This is a genomic window from Flavobacterium rhizosphaerae (assembly GCF_046000445.1).
Taxonomy (GTDB): Bacteria; Bacteroidota; Bacteroidia; order Flavobacteriales; family Flavobacteriaceae; genus Flavobacterium; species Flavobacterium rhizosphaerae.
Window position 1 is genome coordinate 54,196 of the sequence record NZ_JBELPZ010000003.1, and the last position, 18,506, is coordinate 72,701.

Here is an 18,506-nt window from a genome sequence, read left to right on the forward strand (position 1 = left end):
AACTCTTATATTTACCCCGGTACATTTTTGTACCGGGTTTTTTATTTATAGAAAGCAAACCGCTATCTTTATTATCCATAAACCAACCGTTGTACTTATAGGGTATATTTTAATTTTAGACTTTTGAAATGAAACCAAAAAAACCAAAACTTTACGGGTTAATAGGCCGCAATATACACTACTCTTTCTCTGCCTCATATTTTAAAAATAAATTCGAAAAGCTTGGTTTAATCCATTGCACCTACCAAAACTTTGACATCCAAAACATAGAACAGTTAAAACAAGTTCTTTCGGGGAATAAAAAGATAAAGGGGCTTAATGTAACCATACCTTATAAAGAAGATGTGATACCACTTCTAAACAAACTTTCTAAAACCGCAAAAACCATAGGAGCAGTAAACACTATTGCCATAAGCAAAAAAGGTATTTTAAAAGGCTACAATACAGATCATTATGGCTTTAGAAAATCATTAAAACCGCTTTTAAAACCACATCATAAAAAAGCACTCATACTGGGTACGGGTGGCGCCTCAAAGGCAGTAGCCTACGCATTGAGAAGACTTAAAATAGAATATGATTTTGTATCGCGTACAGCAACTGAGAGTATATTTAGCTATAGCCAGCTTAAAAGCGATATTTTTGAAGAATATACTATTATTATTAATACCACACCATTAGGCACAAATCCAGATACAGAAAACTGCCCACCGCTGGATTACAGCCTTTTTACACCACAACATATTGCGTATGATTTAGTATATAACCCCCAAAATACCACTTTTATGCAAAAGGCAGCGCAACAGGGTGCTACAGTAAAAAACGGTTATGATATGCTGGTATTACAGGCAGAGAAAGCCTGGAGGATATGGAATTCTAAATAATATTTGTGTTGATTTACAAAGTTTTTACGAAATAATGCAGATTTTTATGTTTCCCTTTGAATTTTAAGCTTGCTTTCTTATCTTTCGGCAATAAAGCAACATAACCTATATAAGCATTTATAGAATGTCAGATCACAAGAATGATAACCTGCAAAACGCAGAAGGAGAGAATATTAAAGAGGCCACCGAAAGCTTTGAGCATGGCTATACCTCAGATAGTAAACCCGCAGATAACAATGAACTGCCGGAGGATACTAATGATATAACGCCACTTACCGAAACGGAAGGACAGATGCCTTTTGCACCGGAAGAAATTTTAAATCCTGAAAAGGAAAAGGTAGCCGGTGAAACGGAAGAGGCTCTGGCTGAAAAACTACCTCAGCACGAAGCGGCTGAAACAGTTGAGCCCGCCAAAGATGAAGAGGATTCTGACAATGACAATGACGACGAAGAAGCTGAAGGGGATGATGATGACCATGACCATCATGATGAAATTCCTGAATATGGTGCCCTGAGCATGCAGGATCTTACAACTGAACTTGAAAAACTGGCTGCTACAGAAAATGTTATGTCTGTTCGCAACCACATTGAAGAAATACGCAAAGAATTTTATAGCAAATACAACGAATTTATTGAAGAGAAAAAAGAAGAATTTAGCCATGACAGCGACAATGAAGGGCTTGATTTTGAATATAATTTTCCACTCAAAAATAAATTTGACGACTTATATAATACCTATCGCACAAAAAAAAGCAACCATTTTAAAAAGACACAAACCGAAAGGAAAAGCAACCTTGAAAACAGGCTTGCTATAATTGAAGACCTTAAAAACCTGGCTGACGGTGGTGCCGAATCTATGGGCGATGCACTAAAACAGGTTAATGAACTACGCGAAAAGTGGAAACACGCAGGCCCTATACCACGCGATAAATATAACCATGTATGGAATAATTTCCATTTTCATTTAGAGCGTTTTTATGATCACCTGCATCTTGACAGAGAAGCGCGTGACCTTGACTTTAAGCATAACCTTGAGCAAAAACAAAAGATAATTAGTCGTACAGAAGAGCTTTTGCAGGAAGAGGATGTAAACAAGGCCTTTAAAGAATTGCAGGGACTGCATAAAATATGGAAAGAAGACATTGGCCCTGTATCGCGGGAAAACCGCGAGGAAATATGGAACCAGTTTAGTGACCTTACCCGCCAGTTACATGATAAACGCGAAGGTTTTTTTGCAGAAAGGCGCGAACAGGAAAATGAAAACCTTAGCCGCAAAAAAACGATAATTGCTCAAATAGAAAATATTGCCAACCAGGAGGTAGCAAACCATGGCGAATGGAAAGGCCAGATTGGTAAAGTAGAAGCGCTTAGGGAACTGTTTTTTAAAGCTGGCCGTGTACCTAAAGAGGTAAATGAAGAAACCTGGGCGGCATTTAAAAACGCAGTAAGACATTTTAATAGTGTTAAAAATGCTTTTTATAAGAATATTAAAAAAGACCAGCAGGAAAACCTGAATAAAAAATTAGAATTGGTAGAAAAGGCTAATGCCTTAAAAGACAGTGAAGATTTTCAGGCTACGACCGAGGTGATGAAGCAAATACAGGAAGACTGGAAAAAAATAGGGCATGTGCCAAGAAAGTATTCTGATAAAGTGTGGAATGACTTTAAAGCGGCATGTAATCATTATTTTGACAGGCTTCATGCGCAGAGGGATGCATATAAAAAAGATGAAATGGAAGCCTTTGACAGGAAAAAGGAATATCTGGATAATATGAAGGATATTGAACTTAGTGGCGACCATAAAACAGACCTTGATGTTATTAAAAAACATATTGAAAACTGGAAAGCGCTTGGGCGTGTACCACAATCACGAAAGCATATAGAAGGCAAGTTTAACAAAGTGCTTGATAGCTTGTTTGATAAGCTTAGCATGAGCAAGAAAGAGGCCGAGATGGTTAAATTCAGCAACAGGCTTGAGCAACTTGCCGATGATGATGATACCCGCAGGATTGATAATGAACAGATATTTATAATGCGGAAAATTGATGAGGTACAGTCAGAAATACTACAGCTTGAAAATAACATCCAGTTTATTTCTAATGCTAAGGCCGATAACCCGTTTGTAAAAGAGGTAAACAAAAACATTGAGCGCCACAAAGAAGAGCTTAAAACCTGGAAGGAAAAACTCAGTAAGATAAAAAACCTTAAACAGGAATAACTTAAAAAACCAGCGCAATGCTGGTTTTTTTATCCTTTCTATTGTATATGGAGCTATACTATTCACTTTCAATACTTATAGTACTGGCAAGCATTTTTGCCTATTTTAATGTACGCTTTTTAAAGCTGCCCTCAACTATTGGGGTTATGATAATTGCTATGGGGGTATCTATATTCCTGGTGGCATTTGGCAATATATTTCCACACACACTTAAAAGGCTTTCTGCATTAATTACCCAGTTTGATTTTACCGAACTGCTTATGGGCGCCATGTTGAATTTTCTGCTGTTTGCAGGTGCCATACATATCAATATTAAAGACCTTAAGGAACAGCGTACCCCTATTATAACATTTTCAACCGTAAGCGTTATTATCTCCACTTTTGTTGTAGGCACGCTGGTATATTACATACCAATTAAAGATTTAGAAATTCCTTATATATACTGCCTGCTGTTTGGGGCACTTATCTCCCCTACCGATCCTGTGGCGGTTTTGAGCATCCTGAAACAGGCAAAAGTGCGAAAGTCACTGGAAACAAAAATTGCAGGAGAATCGCTATTTAATGACGGCGTTGCCGTAGTGGTTTTTGCGGTGATATTAGAATTGGCACAGGGCAATGCCGAAGACCTAACGCCGCTAAATATATTATGGCTGCTTATAAAAGAAGCCGGTGGCGGTTTTTTACTTGGGTTAATACTGGGTATTACCGCAGCACGTTCTATGCGTAAAATTGATGATTATAAAGTTTCGGTGCTGATAACACTTTCTGTGGTAATGGGTGGCTATCTTATTGCGCGATATTTGCACATATCAGGGCCGCTTACCATGGTTATTGCCGGCATAATGATTGGCAATTTAAGAAAACGCTATGCCATGTCGGCCACCACAAAAGACTACCTTGATAAGTTTTGGGAGCTTAATGATGAAATACTCAACGCCATACTGTTTCTTTTTATCGGGCTTGAAATACTTATGATAAAAAACCTTGATGATTATTGGATACCCGGTTTAGCTTGTGTGGTACTTGTTCTTGCTGCACGGTTTATTTCTATTTGGCTGCCTACCAAATTTATACGTTTCAGGGAAAAATTTTCTTCCGGCACCATTAAAATACTCGTTTGGGGAGGCTTGCGCGGTGGCGTATCCATAGCATTAGCACTTTCAATAAACGAAAATCCTTATAAACGCGTTATAATAGCCATTACTTATTTTGTAGTAGTATTCAGTATTATTGTACAGGGATTAACGATAGGTAAATTTGCTGTCAAAATATTAGACAGGGAAGAGCAAAATCATAAAGCCTTTACTCCTAAAACCGAAAATTGAGTTTTGAATTACTGCCTTTCTCATAAATAGTTTTATTTACGCAATAGCATCAGGCAGTATCTTACCGGGATTAAGTATATTTTTAGGGTCAAAAAGCTGCTTTATACCTTTCATCAGTTGCAGCTGTACTGGTGAAAAGGCAATATCCATATAGTTTTTCTGCACATAGCCAATACCATGTTCCCCACTAAGGGTGCCTTTTAAAGATACTGTTAACTCAAAAATTTCACGTATTCCTTTCGGTACTTCTACTTTCCAGTTTTCATCGGTCATATCGCCCTTAATAATATTTACATGCAGGTTACCATCTCCGGCATGACCATAACAAACCGAATGAAAACCGTATTTTTTGCCTATCTGTTTAATACCTTTCAGCAAAACAGGTAACTCATAGCGTGGTACCACAGTATCTTCCTCTTTGTATACCGAATTTGATTTTACTGCCTCGGCTACGGTACGGCGCAGTTTCCATAAAGCATTTTTCTGTTCTTCGGTATCAGCAAAAAGAGGTTCGTCAATAGCAAACTGCTCTGCCACCCCCATTATTTTTTCTGCTTCGCTAAAAAGCACGTCAGGATAATTACCATCAACTTCAACAAGTAAATGTGCCTCAACTTCAGGTTTAATATCAAGGTTTACATGGTCCAGATATTTCAACCCCCAGTCTATAGCATCGCGCTCCATAAATTCAAGTGCACTGGGTACCACCCCGGCCCTAAAAATGGCAGCTACCGCCTCACATGCCTGCGCTGCCTTAAAAAACGGGATAAGCATGAGTACATTATGCGTAGGTTTAGGTATAAGCTTTACCACTATTTTGGTAATAATGCCTAAAGTGCCTTCGCTGCCCACCATTAACTGTGTAAGGTTATATCCTGTTGAATTTTTAAGCGTGTTGGCGCCTGTCCATATAATTTCGCCGCTGGGCAATACCACTTCAAGATTTAAAATATAATCTTTAGTTACACCATATTTTACAGCACGTGCACCCCCACTATTTTCAGCAACATTGCCACCAATGCTGCAACTACCCTGGCTGCTGGGATCTGGTGGGTAAAATAGCCCTTTTTCTAAAGCGGCTTCCCGCAAAACCTGCGTTATTACAGCAGGCCCGGTTATAGCCTGCAAATTTTTTTCATCAATTTCAAGAGAGGTAAAACGCTCCATGCTCAGGCCAATGCCGCCGTGTATGCTTAATGCCCCGCCGCTAAGCCCTGTACGTGCGCCAATGGGCACAACAGGTATAACATGCTCATTTGCCAGCTTCATGATTTGTGAAACCTCATCAGCAGTACCTGGTTTTACCACCACCGTAGGCGGAAAACTAAAATCTTCGGTTTCATCATGCCCGTATGCCATTCGGGTTGGCTCGTCAGTAAAAACATACCGGGAACCGGCTATTAAGTGTAGCTGTTTTAAAAGAGAATCTGTAAACATAGTACTGTAATGTATTGGCTTCAAAAATACATCTTAAAATAATTACACAATAATAAAGTTACAGATGAAATTATTTACTGAAAATATATCTTTTCCTGCGCGGTATAAGGCCATCAACCGAAAACTTACCGGGACCAGTTAAAAGCAATACTATAAAAACGGTAAGGTATATAATCCCAAGTTCCTGTTTCATAAGCCCGTCATTAGCATGTACAATAAATACTACCACAAACATTGTAATAATAAGGGGTATGGTAGCTAAGCGTGTTACAAAACCTATGATTAAAAGCGAAGCACAAATTAATTCTGCAAACACGGCCAATACCAGTGTAGTAACCTCTCCCACCCCTATTGGATTGGCAAACTGTATAGGATCTTCAGCTACAAGCATCTGGTACTTTTGCCAGCCATGTGTAAGCATCAATCCACCGGCCATGAGCCGCAATAGTAAAAGACCTATATTAGTTAATTTTTTATTAATTGTAGCCGTAAATGTGCCCATAATTACAGAATTAAAATTTTTTGAGTGCCACTAATTTAAAAATATTGGAGGGCAAATAAAAATTACAACCTGTTAATTATCTATTATTTATTTTATAACTACATATTTTTGAATTAATTACATTTTAACATGTAAGAAATAACTTATTTTAACATTATGTTAACTTTTAAGGAATATATACCAAAGTGCTAAGGTTAAAAAAGATAGCGGAATACCAATACCTATCATCATTCCCGCCAACTTGGGCTTCAATCCGTTAGCTGATGCAAGAATTGCTGCAGTTATCATTGGCGGCATAGCCGCCTCAAGCACACTAACGTGCATCGCCTGGCCACTATGCCCAAATACCCAATAGTATAGTATAAAAATAACCAGCGGTGTAATAATGAGTTTAAAAAGCAGTCCCAGCCATAAAAACTTCCAGTGCCGGCTCTTTATATCTATCTTAAGCTGCAATCCAACAGCTACCAGTGCAATAGCGGTTACCGTATTGCCAAGCCGTAAAAAAATATCCTGAAAAAGAGGTATAAAATCAAAACCGGAGATGTTAAGACACAGGCCAATAAAAAACCCTACAAAAGGAGGGAAAAACAATATGTTTTTAAGTAAATCTATCCCCGCTACCCTTTTACCTGAAAATTTAAGTGCCGTAAAAATGCCCAATGTAGAAAGCACCACAAAACTACCAGGCTGGTCTGTTATTATGGCTACCTTTAAACCATCCTGCCCATAGAGCGCCTGTATTACAGGGTATCCAATAAAAGAGGTATTACCTAGTCCTCCCAGTAAAATAAGGCATCCTGTTAATTTACGGGGCCACAAAAATATTTTTGAAAGGCTGGTAAAAAACAGCCACGACAATAAAAAGCCTATCCACGCCACACCTGCCGGGTATAACAATGATGTATCTATTTTTATTTTTGGTATATAATATAATGAAAGTGCCGGGAGCGAGATATAGATTGCAAACTGGTTTAGGGCAACATGTGCATTTGCAGGTACTTTTTTTATGCGGCGCAGGGCAACACCGGCAAATAAACAGATAAAAATGAGGATAATACTACCCATAAGGTTATAAAAATTAAAAACACAGTATAAAGCCTATAAAGCACAAAGCCGCTAAATTATTGGCAAAATAAAGCTAAGTAAAATAAATTCTTGTTATTTTCGTAGTATATTTTATTACAGAATGATTTCGGGTAAGTTTGCCATTAACCTACATATATTAAGCCTTATGACCAGGCATCCTGATGAATACCTTTCATCAGAATTTTTGGCCGGAAGTATGAATATCAATCCGGTGCTGGTGAGAAAAGAGATAGGCAATCTGAAAAGAAATAATATTGTTGAGTGCCGAGAAGGTAAATTTGGAGGTTCGCGCCTTGCTATAAACGCATCCGCCATAACACTTCAGGATATATTCAATATTACTTTTGAAAGCCTGTCTTTTGGTTACTGTAAAAATGAGCCTAACCCCCAATGCCCAATCGGTAATAAAATAAATGATAACCTTGACCTTTTATACAACGAAATTAATTGCGAAATTAATAAAAAGCTCAATGCAATTACATTAAGCGATTTTACGTCGGGGTTCTAATAGTGTAACATAACTTTTAACTGTCCTAATTACTATGAAAATAGCTATAATTGGCGCCACAGGGTTTGTTGGTACTGCCCTGGTAAATGAATTTGCCCACCGCGGCCACCGTGCCACCGCTATAAGCCGAAATCCTAAAGATGATGCGCCTCACGGTATTACTTATGTAAAAGCCGACGTTTTTGATACCGCTAACCTTGCCGAAGTGCTTAAAGGCCATGATACGGTTATAAGCGCCTACAACCCCGGTTGGGATAACCCTGAAATTTATGATGATTACCTTAAAGGGGCCAGGTCTATACAACAAGCCGTTATAAAAGCCGGGGTTGACCGGTTTATAGTTATTGGCGGCGCAGGAAGCCTTTATGTTTCATCTGATTTACAGCTTGTTGATACGCCAAAATTCCCGGAAGAATATAAACAGGGGGCGCTTGCCGTAAGGGATTACCTTAACGTTTTAAAAAAACAAAAAGACCTGGACTGGGTATTTTTCAGCCCTGCTATAGAGATGCATAAGGGCATTGCCACCGGCCGTACCGGAAAATACCGCCTTGGGTTTGACAGCCCTGTGTTTGATGACCAACATAGGAACACACTATCAGTAGAAGACCTTGCATTTATTATTGCCGATGAAACAGAAACACCACGGTTCCGCAGGCAGCGTTTTACTGCCGGATATTAGTATATAAAGTTAGTCTTCGCAAAAGATAATATAGGGGCAGTTTGTGAACTGCTCCTTTTTTTATGCCATAATTAACTGTATTTTTACCTTAAATATTTGGCCCTACCGTGACAGATAACAGCAACAGTAATGAAACCCACAAGAAAGCTCTGCAACCTGAAAGCATAAATGCTGCTTCGGCAGGATATATTGCGGGGCTGCGGAAAAATGCACCCTCTGCAAAAGCACTTGCCCAGGGAGTGCTTAATGGTGATATTACAGCGCTAAGCAGGGCCATAACGCTTATTGAAAGCGCTAATCCAAATCATTTTGAAAAGGCTGCAGAGGTTATTGCACAATGCCTGCCCCATGCTAATAAATCTGTACGCATTGGTATTACAGGTGTTCCCGGTGTGGGCAAAAGCACGTTTATAGAAGCTTTTGGCAAATATCTTACAGGTATAGGCAAAAAAGTGGCTGTCCTGGCGGTAGACCCCAGCAGTACAGTGTCTCACGGGAGTATTTTAGGCGACAAGACCCGTATGGAAGAACTCGTTAAAGATAAAAATGCCTATATAAGACCTTCTGCCTCGGGGGAAACTTTGGGAGGTGTGGCTCAAAAAACGCGGGAATCTGTCATACTTTGCGAAGCCTGTGGATTTGATACTATTTTGATAGAAACTGTGGGTGTAGGCCAGAGTGAAACTGCAGTGCACAGCATGGTTGATTTCTTTCTGCTGTTGCAAATAGCAGGTGCGGGAGATGAATTACAGGGTATAAAACGGGGTATAATGGAAATGGCTGACCTTGTAGTTATAAATAAAGCTGATGGCGATAATACACATAAAGCCAATTTTACAAAAACAGAACTTAACAGGGCATTGCATTATTTTCCGCCTAAAGCTTCGGGTTGGCAGCCAAAAGCCATGACGTGCAGCGCTGTAAACCGTATTGGTATTTCTGAAACCTGGCAGCAAATAGAACGTTATATTAACCACGCAAAAAATAATGGCTATTTTGAAATGTGCCGCCATAAACAAAACACGTATTGGTTTACTGAAACCATACACCAACTGCTGTTAAACCGTTTTTATAGTAATAGTGAAACAGCCTCACACCTTGAAACAGTAAAAAAGGCGGTACAAAATGGTGAAATATCACCTTTTGCCGCCGCCAGTATAGTACTTAAAAAATATTTCTCTTCCTAAAGTTACTGTGCTTCGTACCGCTCCATTTCGCGGTCATAAAATTCATTTGCAGCAGTAATAAGGGTTTCCATCTCTGCCTCAAGCTCATTTTCATCTATATCATCTGGCTCGTCAATAAATTCAACCTCATCATCTTTAAGGTTAATTATAAAGCGTGGATAATCCAGGTGAATAATAAAAATATCTTCCGGAAAGTCGGTGTTATCTGCCAATACAAATTTTGGTAATTCCATATAACTATATTTATAACTTTAAACTAAGCCCCGTGTACTGGCACTTTAGCCAAAAGCCGGGTGGTTAAATAATGAAAGCGAAGATACAAAAATAATGCTGCTGCGGTAAGCCCGCTCAGTAGCCCTATCCATATACCGGTAGCTTTTAATTCTGTATGCAGCCCAAGGTAATAGGATATAGGGAAACCGATAACCCAGTAAGCCACAAAAGTAATAAGTGTAGGTATTTTTACATCCTGAAGGCCGCGTAATGCTCCTAATACCACTACCTGTATACCGTCTGACAGTTGAAAAACAGCTGCCACAATTAGTAGCGTTGAAGCAATACTGATGGCTTCTGTATTGTCGCTAAATTGCAATGTGTCATCTAGGTTAAGAAAAATTAGCGGTAACTGGTTATGAAAAACAGTAAACACCAATGCAAACACTATCTCTATCATTACAGCAAGTAAAAATATAGACCGCGCTACTACTTTTAGCTTATTATAATCCCGCAGGCCTTTTTGGTTGCCTACCCGTATAGTGGCGGCTACGCTTAACCCAACTGCAAACATAAAGGTAAGTGAAGCAAGGCTAAGCGCAATCTGGTTAGCAGCCTGGCTGTTTTTGCCAATGCTACCGGAAAGCCATATAGCGGTGTTAAACAAAGCTATTTCAAAAAACATTTGCATTGATGAAGGTACACCCAGGGCGGTTATTCGGCGCAAAATACTTTGTTTTATCTCTTTTATCCTAAAACCGGTAAAATAACTTATAAGCTTTTCATTTTTAGACATTATATAATGCATATACAACAGCATTACTATACGCGAAACCAAAGTGCTCACTGCTGCCCCAACAATACCAAGTTCCGGAAAAAAGCCTATACCGTATATTAAAAAATAATTGAGTATTACATTAATAATATTAGCTACTACTACAGCATACATAGCGTATTTTGTAAAGGCAAGGCCATCGGCAAATTGCTTGTACCCCTGAAACATAATCATAGGTACGAGTGAAAATGCCACCAGGCTGGTATAGGGCCCGGCTAGTTGTACTACCTCCTGCGGCTGACCCATATAAAACATAGACGGGCGGGCAAGCCATACTGCAATAAAAAGTGCCAGGCCTAGCAGGGTACACATAAAAATTCCGTGGTGAAATACAGAGCGTACCTTTGAAACGTCTTTTGCTGCATCTGCTTCGGCAACCAAAGGGGTAATAGCAGTAGAAAAACCAATACCTATAGACATAGCCATAAATATTATACTATTACCCAAAGAGGCAGCAGCCAGTTGTGCCACCCCTAACTGCCCCACCATTATATTATCAATTATACCTGTAATGGTATGGCCCAGCATTCCTAAAATTACCGGATAAGCGAGACTTATGTTATAACGAGATTCTTTTATATAGACTGATAAACGCACTTTTTGAACAATTTTGGAGCAAATGTAGCAAGAAGAAGGTTATGGAAATACAGCTAAACGCCAAATAAATAATGAATTATCATTATACACGGCAGTTTTCTAAAAATTATAATATCATTTGTAATAAATTAACTTTTAATTACAATACTTCACAACACAATCAACATAATTTTACAACACAAAAATTAAATTAATTATGAGAATTTTAAAGACATTTGTTTCAGCTATTATTTTTTTAAGTGGTGTGTATACTGCCTCTGCACAGGACATACCTAACGACAATTACAAACAAGGTTTTCGTCTTGGTGTGGGTCTGAGTGCAGGTGTGCCAACAGGAGACAGTTTTAGTTTTGGGCTGGGCGGAGATGTAAGGCTGCAATATGACCTTTCACGGAAAACTTCTTTAACCCTTACAACTGGTTTTACTAATCTTTTCAGTAAAGAAGATTATATTAAAGATTATGGGTATATACCCGTAAAAGCAGGATTTAAGGCTTTTGTACTTAAAAACAGCCTTTATATACTTGGCGAGGCTGGTGCAGGATTTGCTGTTACAAATAATTATAACGACAGTTTCTTTTTATGGTCGCCGGGTATAGGTTATGCTAACGATATTATTGATATCAGCGTGCGTTATGAAGGCACAAATGATACTGAAACAGGACAGGTGGCTTTACGCCTGGCTTATGGTTTTGGGTTATAAGCTTATTTAATATATATACCTAAGTACATTACTAACCCTAAAAACCTGTTACTTTTTTTGTGACAGGTTTTTTTATACATTTATAGTGCAAATTATTTCTAATGACATTATTTGTTATTGACTGGACCCTTATGGATACAACCCCACTGCTTGAACTTTGCCGTGAAAGCAGCCATGAGGTGGTAGGCTATGAATTTGCTGATGGTGGGCGGGCCTATAAAAAAACAGGGGAATTAAAACCTGATGCCATTATCATTAATTACAACATAAAACCCTCTCACGGCAAAGAAACCGCCGGCAGTATTAAAAACCGTAAATCAACAGCACAGATACCCATATATTTTATTGACGGGGAGGTTGAAGATAATGAGCATTGCAATCATTTGGGTATATGCCTTTCTTCGGAAGAACTGAAAGAGTTATTAGAAAGCTGACAGAATAATAACCAAAAAACCTTCAAAAAAAGAACGGACTACCTTAGACCGTAACTTAAAATGTGAAGCGGAAAGGAAAGCAAATAATGCAATATTACGGCGCTTGATCTCTAAGCGCTTTTTTATAGGCTCTTATATTTTCGGCTACCTCATCATTTACATCCGGCTCATGGAAATTATATTTCTGCAGTTCCTCCAGCAATATGGTAGCAACAATCAGCCGTGCCGTTTTTTTATCATCGGCAGGTATGGCATACCAGGGTGCATTATCTTTAGAGGTGTTATTTATGGCCTCGCCATAATAGTTACGGTACTCGTCCCATAATTCACGTTCTTCCAGGTCGGCCGGATCAAACTTCCAGTTATGGCTTTCCAGGTCCAGCCTGCGCAGCAGGCGTTGGCGCTGTTCTTCTTTACCTATATTCAGGAAAAATTTAAAAACTATAGTACCGGTTTGCGTAAGGTGCTCTTCAAAATTATTAATCTGTTTATAGCGTTGCTGCCAAAAATTATCAGGAATATCTTTTACTTCTTCAATGCCCGGCAGGTGTTCATTCAATAAATATTCCGGATGCACACGCGTAACGAGCACATTTTCGTAATAAGAACGGTTAAACACCCCAAACTTTCCTTTATCGGGTAACGCCTTATAATGCCTCCACAAATAATCATGCCGCAATTCATCTAACGATGGTTTTTTAAAACTGCTTACCACTACCCCACGTGCATTAAAATCTTTAAACACATGTTTTATAAGGCTGTCTTTGCCCGATGTATCCATACCCTGCAGGCAAATAAGCACACTGTAGCGGTTATTGGCATACATTTTATCCTGCAATGCCCCCAGTTTTTTGCGGGTTTCTTTTAAGGCCTGCTTCTTTTGCTTATTGGTAGTACCAAGGTCAAATGCTGTAGGCACTTTAGTAATTGCAAAGTTTTCTGTTACTTTAAAATCATCGGGGTGTATATTCTTCATAAACAAATTGCGTTATCTTTATATAAAGTTAACCAATAATACGCCCCCGGGCATTACAGAAATATATAAGATTATGCAAAAGTTTACTTTAGAGGTATTATTTCATATTATAGGTATAAGCGCTGCTTCTGGCCTGTTTTATACTAATAATGCCCTTTATATAACATCAGACAACAGCCATATACTATATGAATACCATACCGACACACAAAAGCTGGATAAAACAGCGCTGGTAGCCGACACCTATACCGGGCCGCTGGAAAATATACCCAAAAAAGATAAACCTGATTATGAAGCCCTGGCTGTACATGGCAACGACATGTATTTGTTTGGCTCGGGAAGTACCGAAAACAGAATGTTGATTGGACATGTTGACTATACTACCAAAAAAGTATACCCCAATATAGAAGCTATTGACTTATATATGGTAATGCAGGATTTTGCCGAACTGGCTCCTGAAGATTTTAATATAGAGGCTGCAGTAAATGATGGGGATACCTGGTATCTTTTTAACCGTGGCAACGGGCCAAAACAACAAAACATTGTATATACACTTACGGGTGATATAAGTGATACGGCTTTTCAGATTATTTATAACGAAATAAAACTGCCAAAAATAAATGGCACACGTCCCGGTTTTACCGATGCTGTTAAAGTAGCCGATAAACTCTATTTTATTGCCGCCGCCGAAAAAACAACGTCCACTTATGAGGATGGTACAATAACTGGTACACTAATGGGCCGCATAGATATTGAAACCATGAAAGTAGACTTTACTATCAAAATATCTGACACCAAAAAGTTTGAAGGTATTACCCTGTATAAAGATAATAGAGACAGCCTTGAATTTTTATTATGCGAAGATGGCGACAACAGTAACGCGAATGAAACGGATATTTTTAAGCTGACGGTTAACAAGTAGCCTGGTTGTTGGTTTGTTGCTAATGTATAGTATATGGTTGGTTAATAATCATATTCTATACGCTGAAACAAAAAAATTTACCCTCCTCCCAACCTTTTGCATGCTTTTGTGCTCTATATAAGCAAAGAGACTTATTGTGATAGACGAAAAACTTATATCTGCTTGCAGGAAAATGCACCGGGGCGCCCAACGGCAGGTGTATGACCTTATGGTGCCTAAGTTGTACCATACGTGCAAAAGATACCTTAAAAGCGAGGAAGAAATAGAAGAAGCAATGGCCGATGCTTTTTTTACCATTTTTACCAAACTGGACCAACTAAAAGAAAATAAGGCTTTTGAAGCCTGGTCGCGCAAAATAGCCGTAAACCAATGCCTGTTAACCTTAAAGCGTAAAGTAAACTTCAACATTTACCTTGAAGATGTAGCACGCAGCGCAGAACCCTCTCAAATGCAACCGGCCGCACTGGAAGAGGAAGATTTGCTGCATCTGCTGGATTACCTGCCCGAAGGTTGCAAAACGGTATTTAACCTTTTTGCCATAGAGGGCTACAGCCATAAAGAAATAGCATCCATGCTGAATATAAGTGAAGGGACATCAAAATCACAATTAAACGTCTCCCGCACAAAACTAAAAGATTTAGTTAACAGTGTTTATTACCAAAACAAGAGCAGCCATGGAACATCAAGATAAACTATATAAACAATTTGAAGAAGCTGCCCGAAAGGCTGAAGAGAAAAGCTTTGGGCGCGCAGATGCGATTTGGAACCGCGTTGAGGAAAAACTGGACAGCCATGAACAAAAGCGTACCGCAGTACGTTGGAGGTACATAAGCATAGCAGCGCTATTTGCCCTGTTTATTACTATTGGGTATGTATTTATGTACCAAAATAACTCAGCTATAACCCCTGAAGGTAATCCAAATAACAATATTACAGTTATAGATACCCAAAAAATAATTGAGGAATTTAGTCCCGAAAAAGCAAAAAAGCAGGTTGTTGTAAATACTGACTCGACAGATAGTGATATTGTTAAGAATAAACAAGAAATAACATTTACCGCTACAGTAACCAATAGTGCAGGTTTACCTATAAAAGATGCCAAGGTCTTTGTTAATAAGAACAAAGTAGCTTTAACCAACAAAAATGGCAAGCTTACAGTAAATACTATTATAGGTGATACTTTAAAAATACAATATAAAGGTATGATTGGTAAATCTATAGTTGCCAATAAAAGTAACCTGTATAATAATGTAGTATTAGCTGATGATGGACTCTATACAAAAAGCGGCAATAAGAATTTTAATAATGGATACTTAGCTTCAGTTGAAAAAGATTCAAAGAATCAGCTTACGTATTCGGGAACTGTAATTGATGAAACTGGCACGCCTTTTCCAGGAGTAAAAGTAATTATAAAAAATACCGGAAATTCAACAATAACCGATTTTGATGGCAATTTTTCAATACAAGCACACAAAGATGATATTATTTCTATTGCTTTAAATGGATATAAAACACAGGAAATAAAATTGTCAGACCAGTTGGTACTTAATATAAGTATGCTTCCTGAAGAAGTATCATTAAGCGAAGTTGTTGTAGAAGGTTATTTCTCAACTTCGAAAGCAAAGGCTGCTGCAGCTGTTACAAACGTAAAAACTGAAGTAGTTAATGATTTTAATTATTACAGGGGTAGGGTTTACAATAATCAGGAAAATGGGTTTGTGAATTCTGATAAAGAAACTACACAAAACAGGCCAAATGTAAGCTTCATTCAATCCTTACAAGGCCAGGTCCCCGGGCTAAACATTTCTACCGGTTCCGGGTCGCCACAGGGAAATAGTATTAAAATAAGAGGGGTAGCGTCTGTTAAGGGTGGTACCGACCCGCTTTACATTATAGACGGTGTGCCTGTGAGTTTTACTGCCTTAAAAATACTTGATAATGATGATATTGAATCAATAAACGTACTAAAAGAGGCGGAATTAACAGCAATATACGGCTCAAGGGGCAGTAATGGTGTGGTACTCATTAAAACCAAAATGAACAAAAGACAACGCAGAAAATTCTTTAAAAAAGTAGAAAAAGAAAGAGAAAACAACAGTACTACAGAAAACGTTCCTCATAAAATACCTATTGATAATGAAGAGTATGAGGCTTTTGAAGAAAATAAATTCCAAAACCCGGCCACTAACCCGCTGTCAACATTTTCTATAGATGTAGATAATGCCTCTTACACTAACATCCGCAGGTTTATAAACAATGGGCAGACAGTGCCTAAAGATGCGGTACGAGTGGAAGAAATGATTAACTTTTTTAAATATCAGTACCCGCAGCCGGAAGGTGAAGACCCTTTTTCTATCAATACAGAATATACCGTTTGTCCGTGGAACCCACAGCACAAGCTTTTAAAAATAGGGTTAAAAGGCAAGGAAATACATAAAAGGGAATTACCTGCAAGCAATTTTGTTTTTCTTATAGATGTATCCGGCTCTATGATAGCCAAGAATAAACTGCCCCTTTTAAAAGACAGCATGAAAATGCTGGTGGGCAAAATGCGTGGTAAAGACCGTATAGCCATAGTTATTTATGCCGGTACTGCCGAGGTGTTACTACCTTCTACTACAGGCTATGACGAAAAAATTATTCTTGAGGCCATTAACAGCCTTGAGGCAGACGGCACCACTGCCGGGGGCGATGGTATAAAACTGGCGTATGAAACCGCTGAAGAAAACTTTATTGAAGGCGGAAACAACCGTGTAATACTGGCTACCGATGGCGATTTTAATATAGGGCCTTCGTCTGATAAAGAAATGGAAGACCTTATAGTAGAAAAACGTAAAACCGGAGTGTTTTTAACCTGCCTGGGCTATGGTATGGGTAATTATAAAGACAGTAAACTGGAAACACTTGCCGACAAGGGCAATGGCAATTATGCTTATATTGATAACGAAGATGAAGCGAAACGTTTTTTAAAGAAAGGCTTTTACGGCTCTATGTACACTATTGCCAAAGATGTAAAAATACAGATAGAGTTTAACCCAAAACATGTGCAAAGCTATCGCCTTATTGGGTATGAAAACCGAAAATTGCAGGATGAAGATTTTACTAATGATAATATTGATGCCGGTGAACTTGGCAGCGGGCACACGGTAACTGCACTGTATGAAATTATTCCCGTAGGGATAAAAAGCCCCTACTTTACCCCTAATCCCGACCTGAAATACAGCCAGCCTGCAAAATTGGCTACTATGTATAATGAAGAACTGGCTACCATAAAATTCAGGTATAAAAAACCGGACGCAGATTACAGTAAAGAAATTGTAAAAATAATACCCGATAAACAGGTAGCGTTAAATAATGCTTCAACCGATTTTAAGTTTGCGGCCGCTGTAGCGTGGTTTGGGCTAAAGTTAAGGGATAGTAACCTTGTGCCTAATAAATCTACCTACAGCATAATAAACCTTGCTAAAGAGGGGCTTAAAGATGACCCTAATGGTTACCGGGCAGAATTTATTAAACTGGCTACACAATTAGAATAAAACTTTTATGGCTATGAAACTATTAATGACTTTATTACCAATCTTAATCATTTTCCCTGCAGTTTTACAGGCACAGCAAAAAGAACCTGTCGGCTGCACAAAAGGAGAAGTAGCGGGCGCTGTACTACAGTTTAAAAAGGATGCGGAAAATGGTACTATAAAATTGTATACCCTTAGCGGTTTACAGCCATTGCCTTTAGAAGATGAAAGTGTTTTCACTAAAAAATACGCAACATCATTTCATGATTTTGGGTGTGTTGCCCCGGCAAACCTGTCCTACTACCGCAATTATAATTTGCAGGTTTTTGAATACCTGAATTCAGAATTTGGTACTTCCTGGCAAAAGGAGCTCCCGCCCGGAATTATAGGATGGCAACATTATAAAGAAACCAACTGACCAATTTTTATAAAAAACCCCTGCAAAATTTTCTGCAGGGGTTTTGATTTATAGTGAAAACATA

At 38.6% G+C, this 18,506-nt stretch carries 18 protein-coding genes; 12 read left to right on the top strand and 6 right to left on the bottom strand.

Features of this window, described 5'->3' with window-relative positions:
* Nucleotides 1-128: 128 nt before the first annotated feature.
* From ABS766_RS04580 to ABS766_RS04590, 3 genes are all read left to right on the top strand, one after another.
* Nucleotides 129-881, top strand: coding sequence for a shikimate dehydrogenase family protein (locus tag ABS766_RS04580; protein WP_408083944.1), 753 nt, complete (start codon nt 129-131; stop codon nt 879-881).
* A 124-nt stretch (nt 882-1,005) separates the two neighbouring features.
* The gene (locus tag ABS766_RS04585) at nt 1,006-3,099 is read left to right on the top strand and encodes a DUF349 domain-containing protein (RefSeq protein WP_408083945.1); all 2,094 of its coding nucleotides are present in this window, start codon (nt 1,006-1,008) and stop codon (nt 3,097-3,099) included.
* Between the two features lie 47 nt (nt 3,100-3,146).
* On the top strand, nt 3,147-4,424 hold the full coding sequence (locus tag ABS766_RS04590) for a cation:proton antiporter (protein ID WP_408084124.1): 1,278 nt from the start codon (nt 3,147-3,149) through the stop codon (nt 4,422-4,424).
* A 36-nt stretch (nt 4,425-4,460) separates the two neighbouring features.
* On the opposite strand, the gene ABS766_RS04595 is transcribed toward ABS766_RS04590, so the two are convergent.
* The 3 genes from ABS766_RS04595 to ABS766_RS04605 form a co-directional block, all read right to left on the bottom strand.
* The gene (locus tag ABS766_RS04595) at nt 4,461-5,861 is read right to left on the bottom strand and encodes an FAD-binding oxidoreductase (RefSeq protein ID WP_408083946.1); all 1,401 of its coding nucleotides are present in this window, start codon (nt 5,859-5,861) and stop codon (nt 4,461-4,463) included.
* A gap of 70 nt (nt 5,862-5,931) precedes the next feature.
* Nucleotides 5,932-6,363, bottom strand: a complete 432-nt coding sequence (locus ABS766_RS04600; protein WP_408083947.1) for a DoxX family protein — start codon at nt 6,361-6,363, stop codon at nt 5,932-5,934.
* A 159-nt stretch (nt 6,364-6,522) separates the two neighbouring features.
* Nucleotides 6,523-7,431 carry an AEC family transporter gene (locus tag ABS766_RS04605; RefSeq protein ID WP_408083948.1) on the bottom strand — a complete coding sequence of 303 codons (909 nt, stop codon included), beginning with the start codon at nt 7,429-7,431 and terminating at the stop codon, nt 6,523-6,525.
* 121 nt (nt 7,432-7,552) lie between these two features.
* Here ABS766_RS04605 and ABS766_RS04610 point away from each other — a divergent pair, with 121 nt between their 5' ends.
* The 3 genes from ABS766_RS04610 to meaB all read left to right on the top strand — a co-directional run bounded on the left by ABS766_RS04610 (nt 7,553) and on the right by meaB (nt 9,829).
* Entirely contained in the window at nt 7,553-7,960 is a 408-nt protein-coding gene (locus tag ABS766_RS04610; RefSeq protein WP_408083949.1) for an Rrf2 family transcriptional regulator, read from the top strand.
* 34 nt (nt 7,961-7,994) lie between these two features.
* Nucleotides 7,995-8,642 carry an NAD(P)-dependent oxidoreductase gene (locus ABS766_RS04615; RefSeq protein WP_408083950.1) on the top strand — a complete coding sequence of 216 codons (648 nt, stop codon included), beginning with the start codon at nt 7,995-7,997 and terminating at the stop codon, nt 8,640-8,642.
* Nucleotides 8,643-8,749: 107 nt separating this feature from the next.
* Complete coding sequence (gene meaB, locus ABS766_RS04620; RefSeq protein ID WP_408083951.1) at nt 8,750-9,829, top strand: methylmalonyl Co-A mutase-associated GTPase MeaB; 1,080 nt, start codon at nt 8,750-8,752, stop codon at nt 9,827-9,829.
* 2 nt (nt 9,830-9,831) lie between these two features.
* Here meaB and ABS766_RS04625 read toward each other — a convergent pair whose 3' ends face one another.
* Nucleotides 9,832-10,062 carry a hypothetical protein gene (locus tag ABS766_RS04625; protein ID WP_408083952.1) on the bottom strand — a complete coding sequence of 77 codons (231 nt, stop codon included), beginning with the start codon at nt 10,060-10,062 and terminating at the stop codon, nt 9,832-9,834.
* A gap of 23 nt (nt 10,063-10,085) precedes the next feature.
* The gene (locus ABS766_RS04630) at nt 10,086-11,474 is read right to left on the bottom strand and encodes an MATE family efflux transporter (protein WP_408083953.1); all 1,389 of its coding nucleotides are present in this window, start codon (nt 11,472-11,474) and stop codon (nt 10,086-10,088) included.
* A gap of 196 nt (nt 11,475-11,670) precedes the next feature.
* Here ABS766_RS04630 and ABS766_RS04635 point away from each other — a divergent pair, with 196 nt between their 5' ends.
* Together ABS766_RS04635 and ABS766_RS04640 are read left to right on the top strand one after the other, a co-directional pair.
* Nucleotides 11,671-12,177, top strand: a complete 507-nt coding sequence (locus tag ABS766_RS04635; protein ID WP_408083954.1) for a hypothetical protein — start codon at nt 11,671-11,673, stop codon at nt 12,175-12,177.
* A 101-nt stretch (nt 12,178-12,278) separates the two neighbouring features.
* Complete coding sequence (locus ABS766_RS04640; protein WP_408083955.1) at nt 12,279-12,611, top strand: response regulator; 333 nt, start codon at nt 12,279-12,281, stop codon at nt 12,609-12,611.
* Between the two features lie 94 nt (nt 12,612-12,705).
* Here the strand turns inward: ABS766_RS04640 and ABS766_RS04645 are convergent, their stop codons facing one another.
* Nucleotides 12,706-13,587 carry a PPK2 family polyphosphate kinase gene (locus tag ABS766_RS04645; protein ID WP_408083956.1) on the bottom strand — a complete coding sequence of 294 codons (882 nt, stop codon included), beginning with the start codon at nt 13,585-13,587 and terminating at the stop codon, nt 12,706-12,708.
* A 73-nt stretch (nt 13,588-13,660) separates the two neighbouring features.
* On the opposite strand from ABS766_RS04645, the gene ABS766_RS04650 reads away from it, so the two are divergent.
* The 4 genes from ABS766_RS04650 to ABS766_RS04665 all read left to right on the top strand — a co-directional run bounded on the left by ABS766_RS04650 (nt 13,661) and on the right by ABS766_RS04665 (nt 18,442).
* Complete coding sequence (locus ABS766_RS04650) at nt 13,661-14,509, top strand: DUF6929 family protein (RefSeq protein ID WP_408083957.1); 849 nt, start codon at nt 13,661-13,663, stop codon at nt 14,507-14,509.
* A 172-nt stretch (nt 14,510-14,681) separates the two neighbouring features.
* Nucleotides 14,682-15,200 (top strand): RNA polymerase sigma factor, encoded by a 519-nt coding sequence (locus ABS766_RS04655; protein ID WP_408084125.1) that lies wholly within the window; start codon nt 14,682-14,684, stop codon nt 15,198-15,200.
* Complete coding sequence (locus tag ABS766_RS04660; RefSeq protein WP_408083958.1) at nt 15,184-18,045, top strand: YfbK domain-containing protein; 2,862 nt, start codon at nt 15,184-15,186, stop codon at nt 18,043-18,045. The genes ABS766_RS04655 and ABS766_RS04660 overlap by 17 nt, the downstream gene beginning before the upstream one ends.
* 13 nt (nt 18,046-18,058) lie before the next feature.
* The gene (locus ABS766_RS04665) at nt 18,059-18,442 is read left to right on the top strand and encodes an FEKKY domain-containing protein (protein WP_408083959.1); all 384 of its coding nucleotides are present in this window, start codon (nt 18,059-18,061) and stop codon (nt 18,440-18,442) included.
* The last annotated feature ends 64 nt before the right edge of the window (nt 18,443-18,506 follow it).

Coding starts and splice junctions, on each gene's coding strand:
- ABS766_RS04635 (WP_408083954.1), top strand. CDS start 11,671: ATGAGAATTTTAAAGACATTTGTTTCAGCTATTATTTTTTTAAGTGGT.
- ABS766_RS04600 (WP_408083947.1), bottom strand. CDS start 6,363: ATGGGCACATTTACGGCTACAATTAATAAAAAATTAACTAATATAGGT.
- ABS766_RS04590 (WP_408084124.1), top strand. CDS start 3,147: ATGGAGCTATACTATTCACTTTCAATACTTATAGTACTGGCAAGCATT.
- ABS766_RS04640 (WP_408083955.1), top strand. CDS start 12,279: ATGACATTATTTGTTATTGACTGGACCCTTATGGATACAACCCCACTG.
- ABS766_RS04650 (WP_408083957.1), top strand. CDS start 13,661: ATGCAAAAGTTTACTTTAGAGGTATTATTTCATATTATAGGTATAAGC.
- ABS766_RS04585 (WP_408083945.1), top strand. CDS start 1,006: ATGTCAGATCACAAGAATGATAACCTGCAAAACGCAGAAGGAGAGAAT.
- ABS766_RS04615 (WP_408083950.1), top strand. CDS start 7,995: ATGAAAATAGCTATAATTGGCGCCACAGGGTTTGTTGGTACTGCCCTG.
- ABS766_RS04665 (WP_408083959.1), top strand. CDS start 18,059: ATGAAACTATTAATGACTTTATTACCAATCTTAATCATTTTCCCTGCA.
- ABS766_RS04605 (WP_408083948.1), bottom strand. CDS start 7,431: ATGGGTAGTATTATCCTCATTTTTATCTGTTTATTTGCCGGTGTTGCC.
- ABS766_RS04595 (WP_408083946.1), bottom strand. CDS start 5,861: ATGTTTACAGATTCTCTTTTAAAACAGCTACACTTAATAGCCGGTTCC.
- ABS766_RS04655 (WP_408084125.1), top strand. CDS start 14,682: ATGCACCGGGGCGCCCAACGGCAGGTGTATGACCTTATGGTGCCTAAG.
- ABS766_RS04610 (WP_408083949.1), top strand. CDS start 7,553: ATGATTTCGGGTAAGTTTGCCATTAACCTACATATATTAAGCCTTATG.
- ABS766_RS04645 (WP_408083956.1), bottom strand. CDS start 13,587: ATGAAGAATATACACCCCGATGATTTTAAAGTAACAGAAAACTTTGCA.
- ABS766_RS04580 (WP_408083944.1), top strand. CDS start 129: ATGAAACCAAAAAAACCAAAACTTTACGGGTTAATAGGCCGCAATATA.
- ABS766_RS04625 (WP_408083952.1), bottom strand. CDS start 10,062: ATGGAATTACCAAAATTTGTATTGGCAGATAACACCGACTTTCCGGAA.
- ABS766_RS04660 (WP_408083958.1), top strand. CDS start 15,184: ATGGAACATCAAGATAAACTATATAAACAATTTGAAGAAGCTGCCCGA.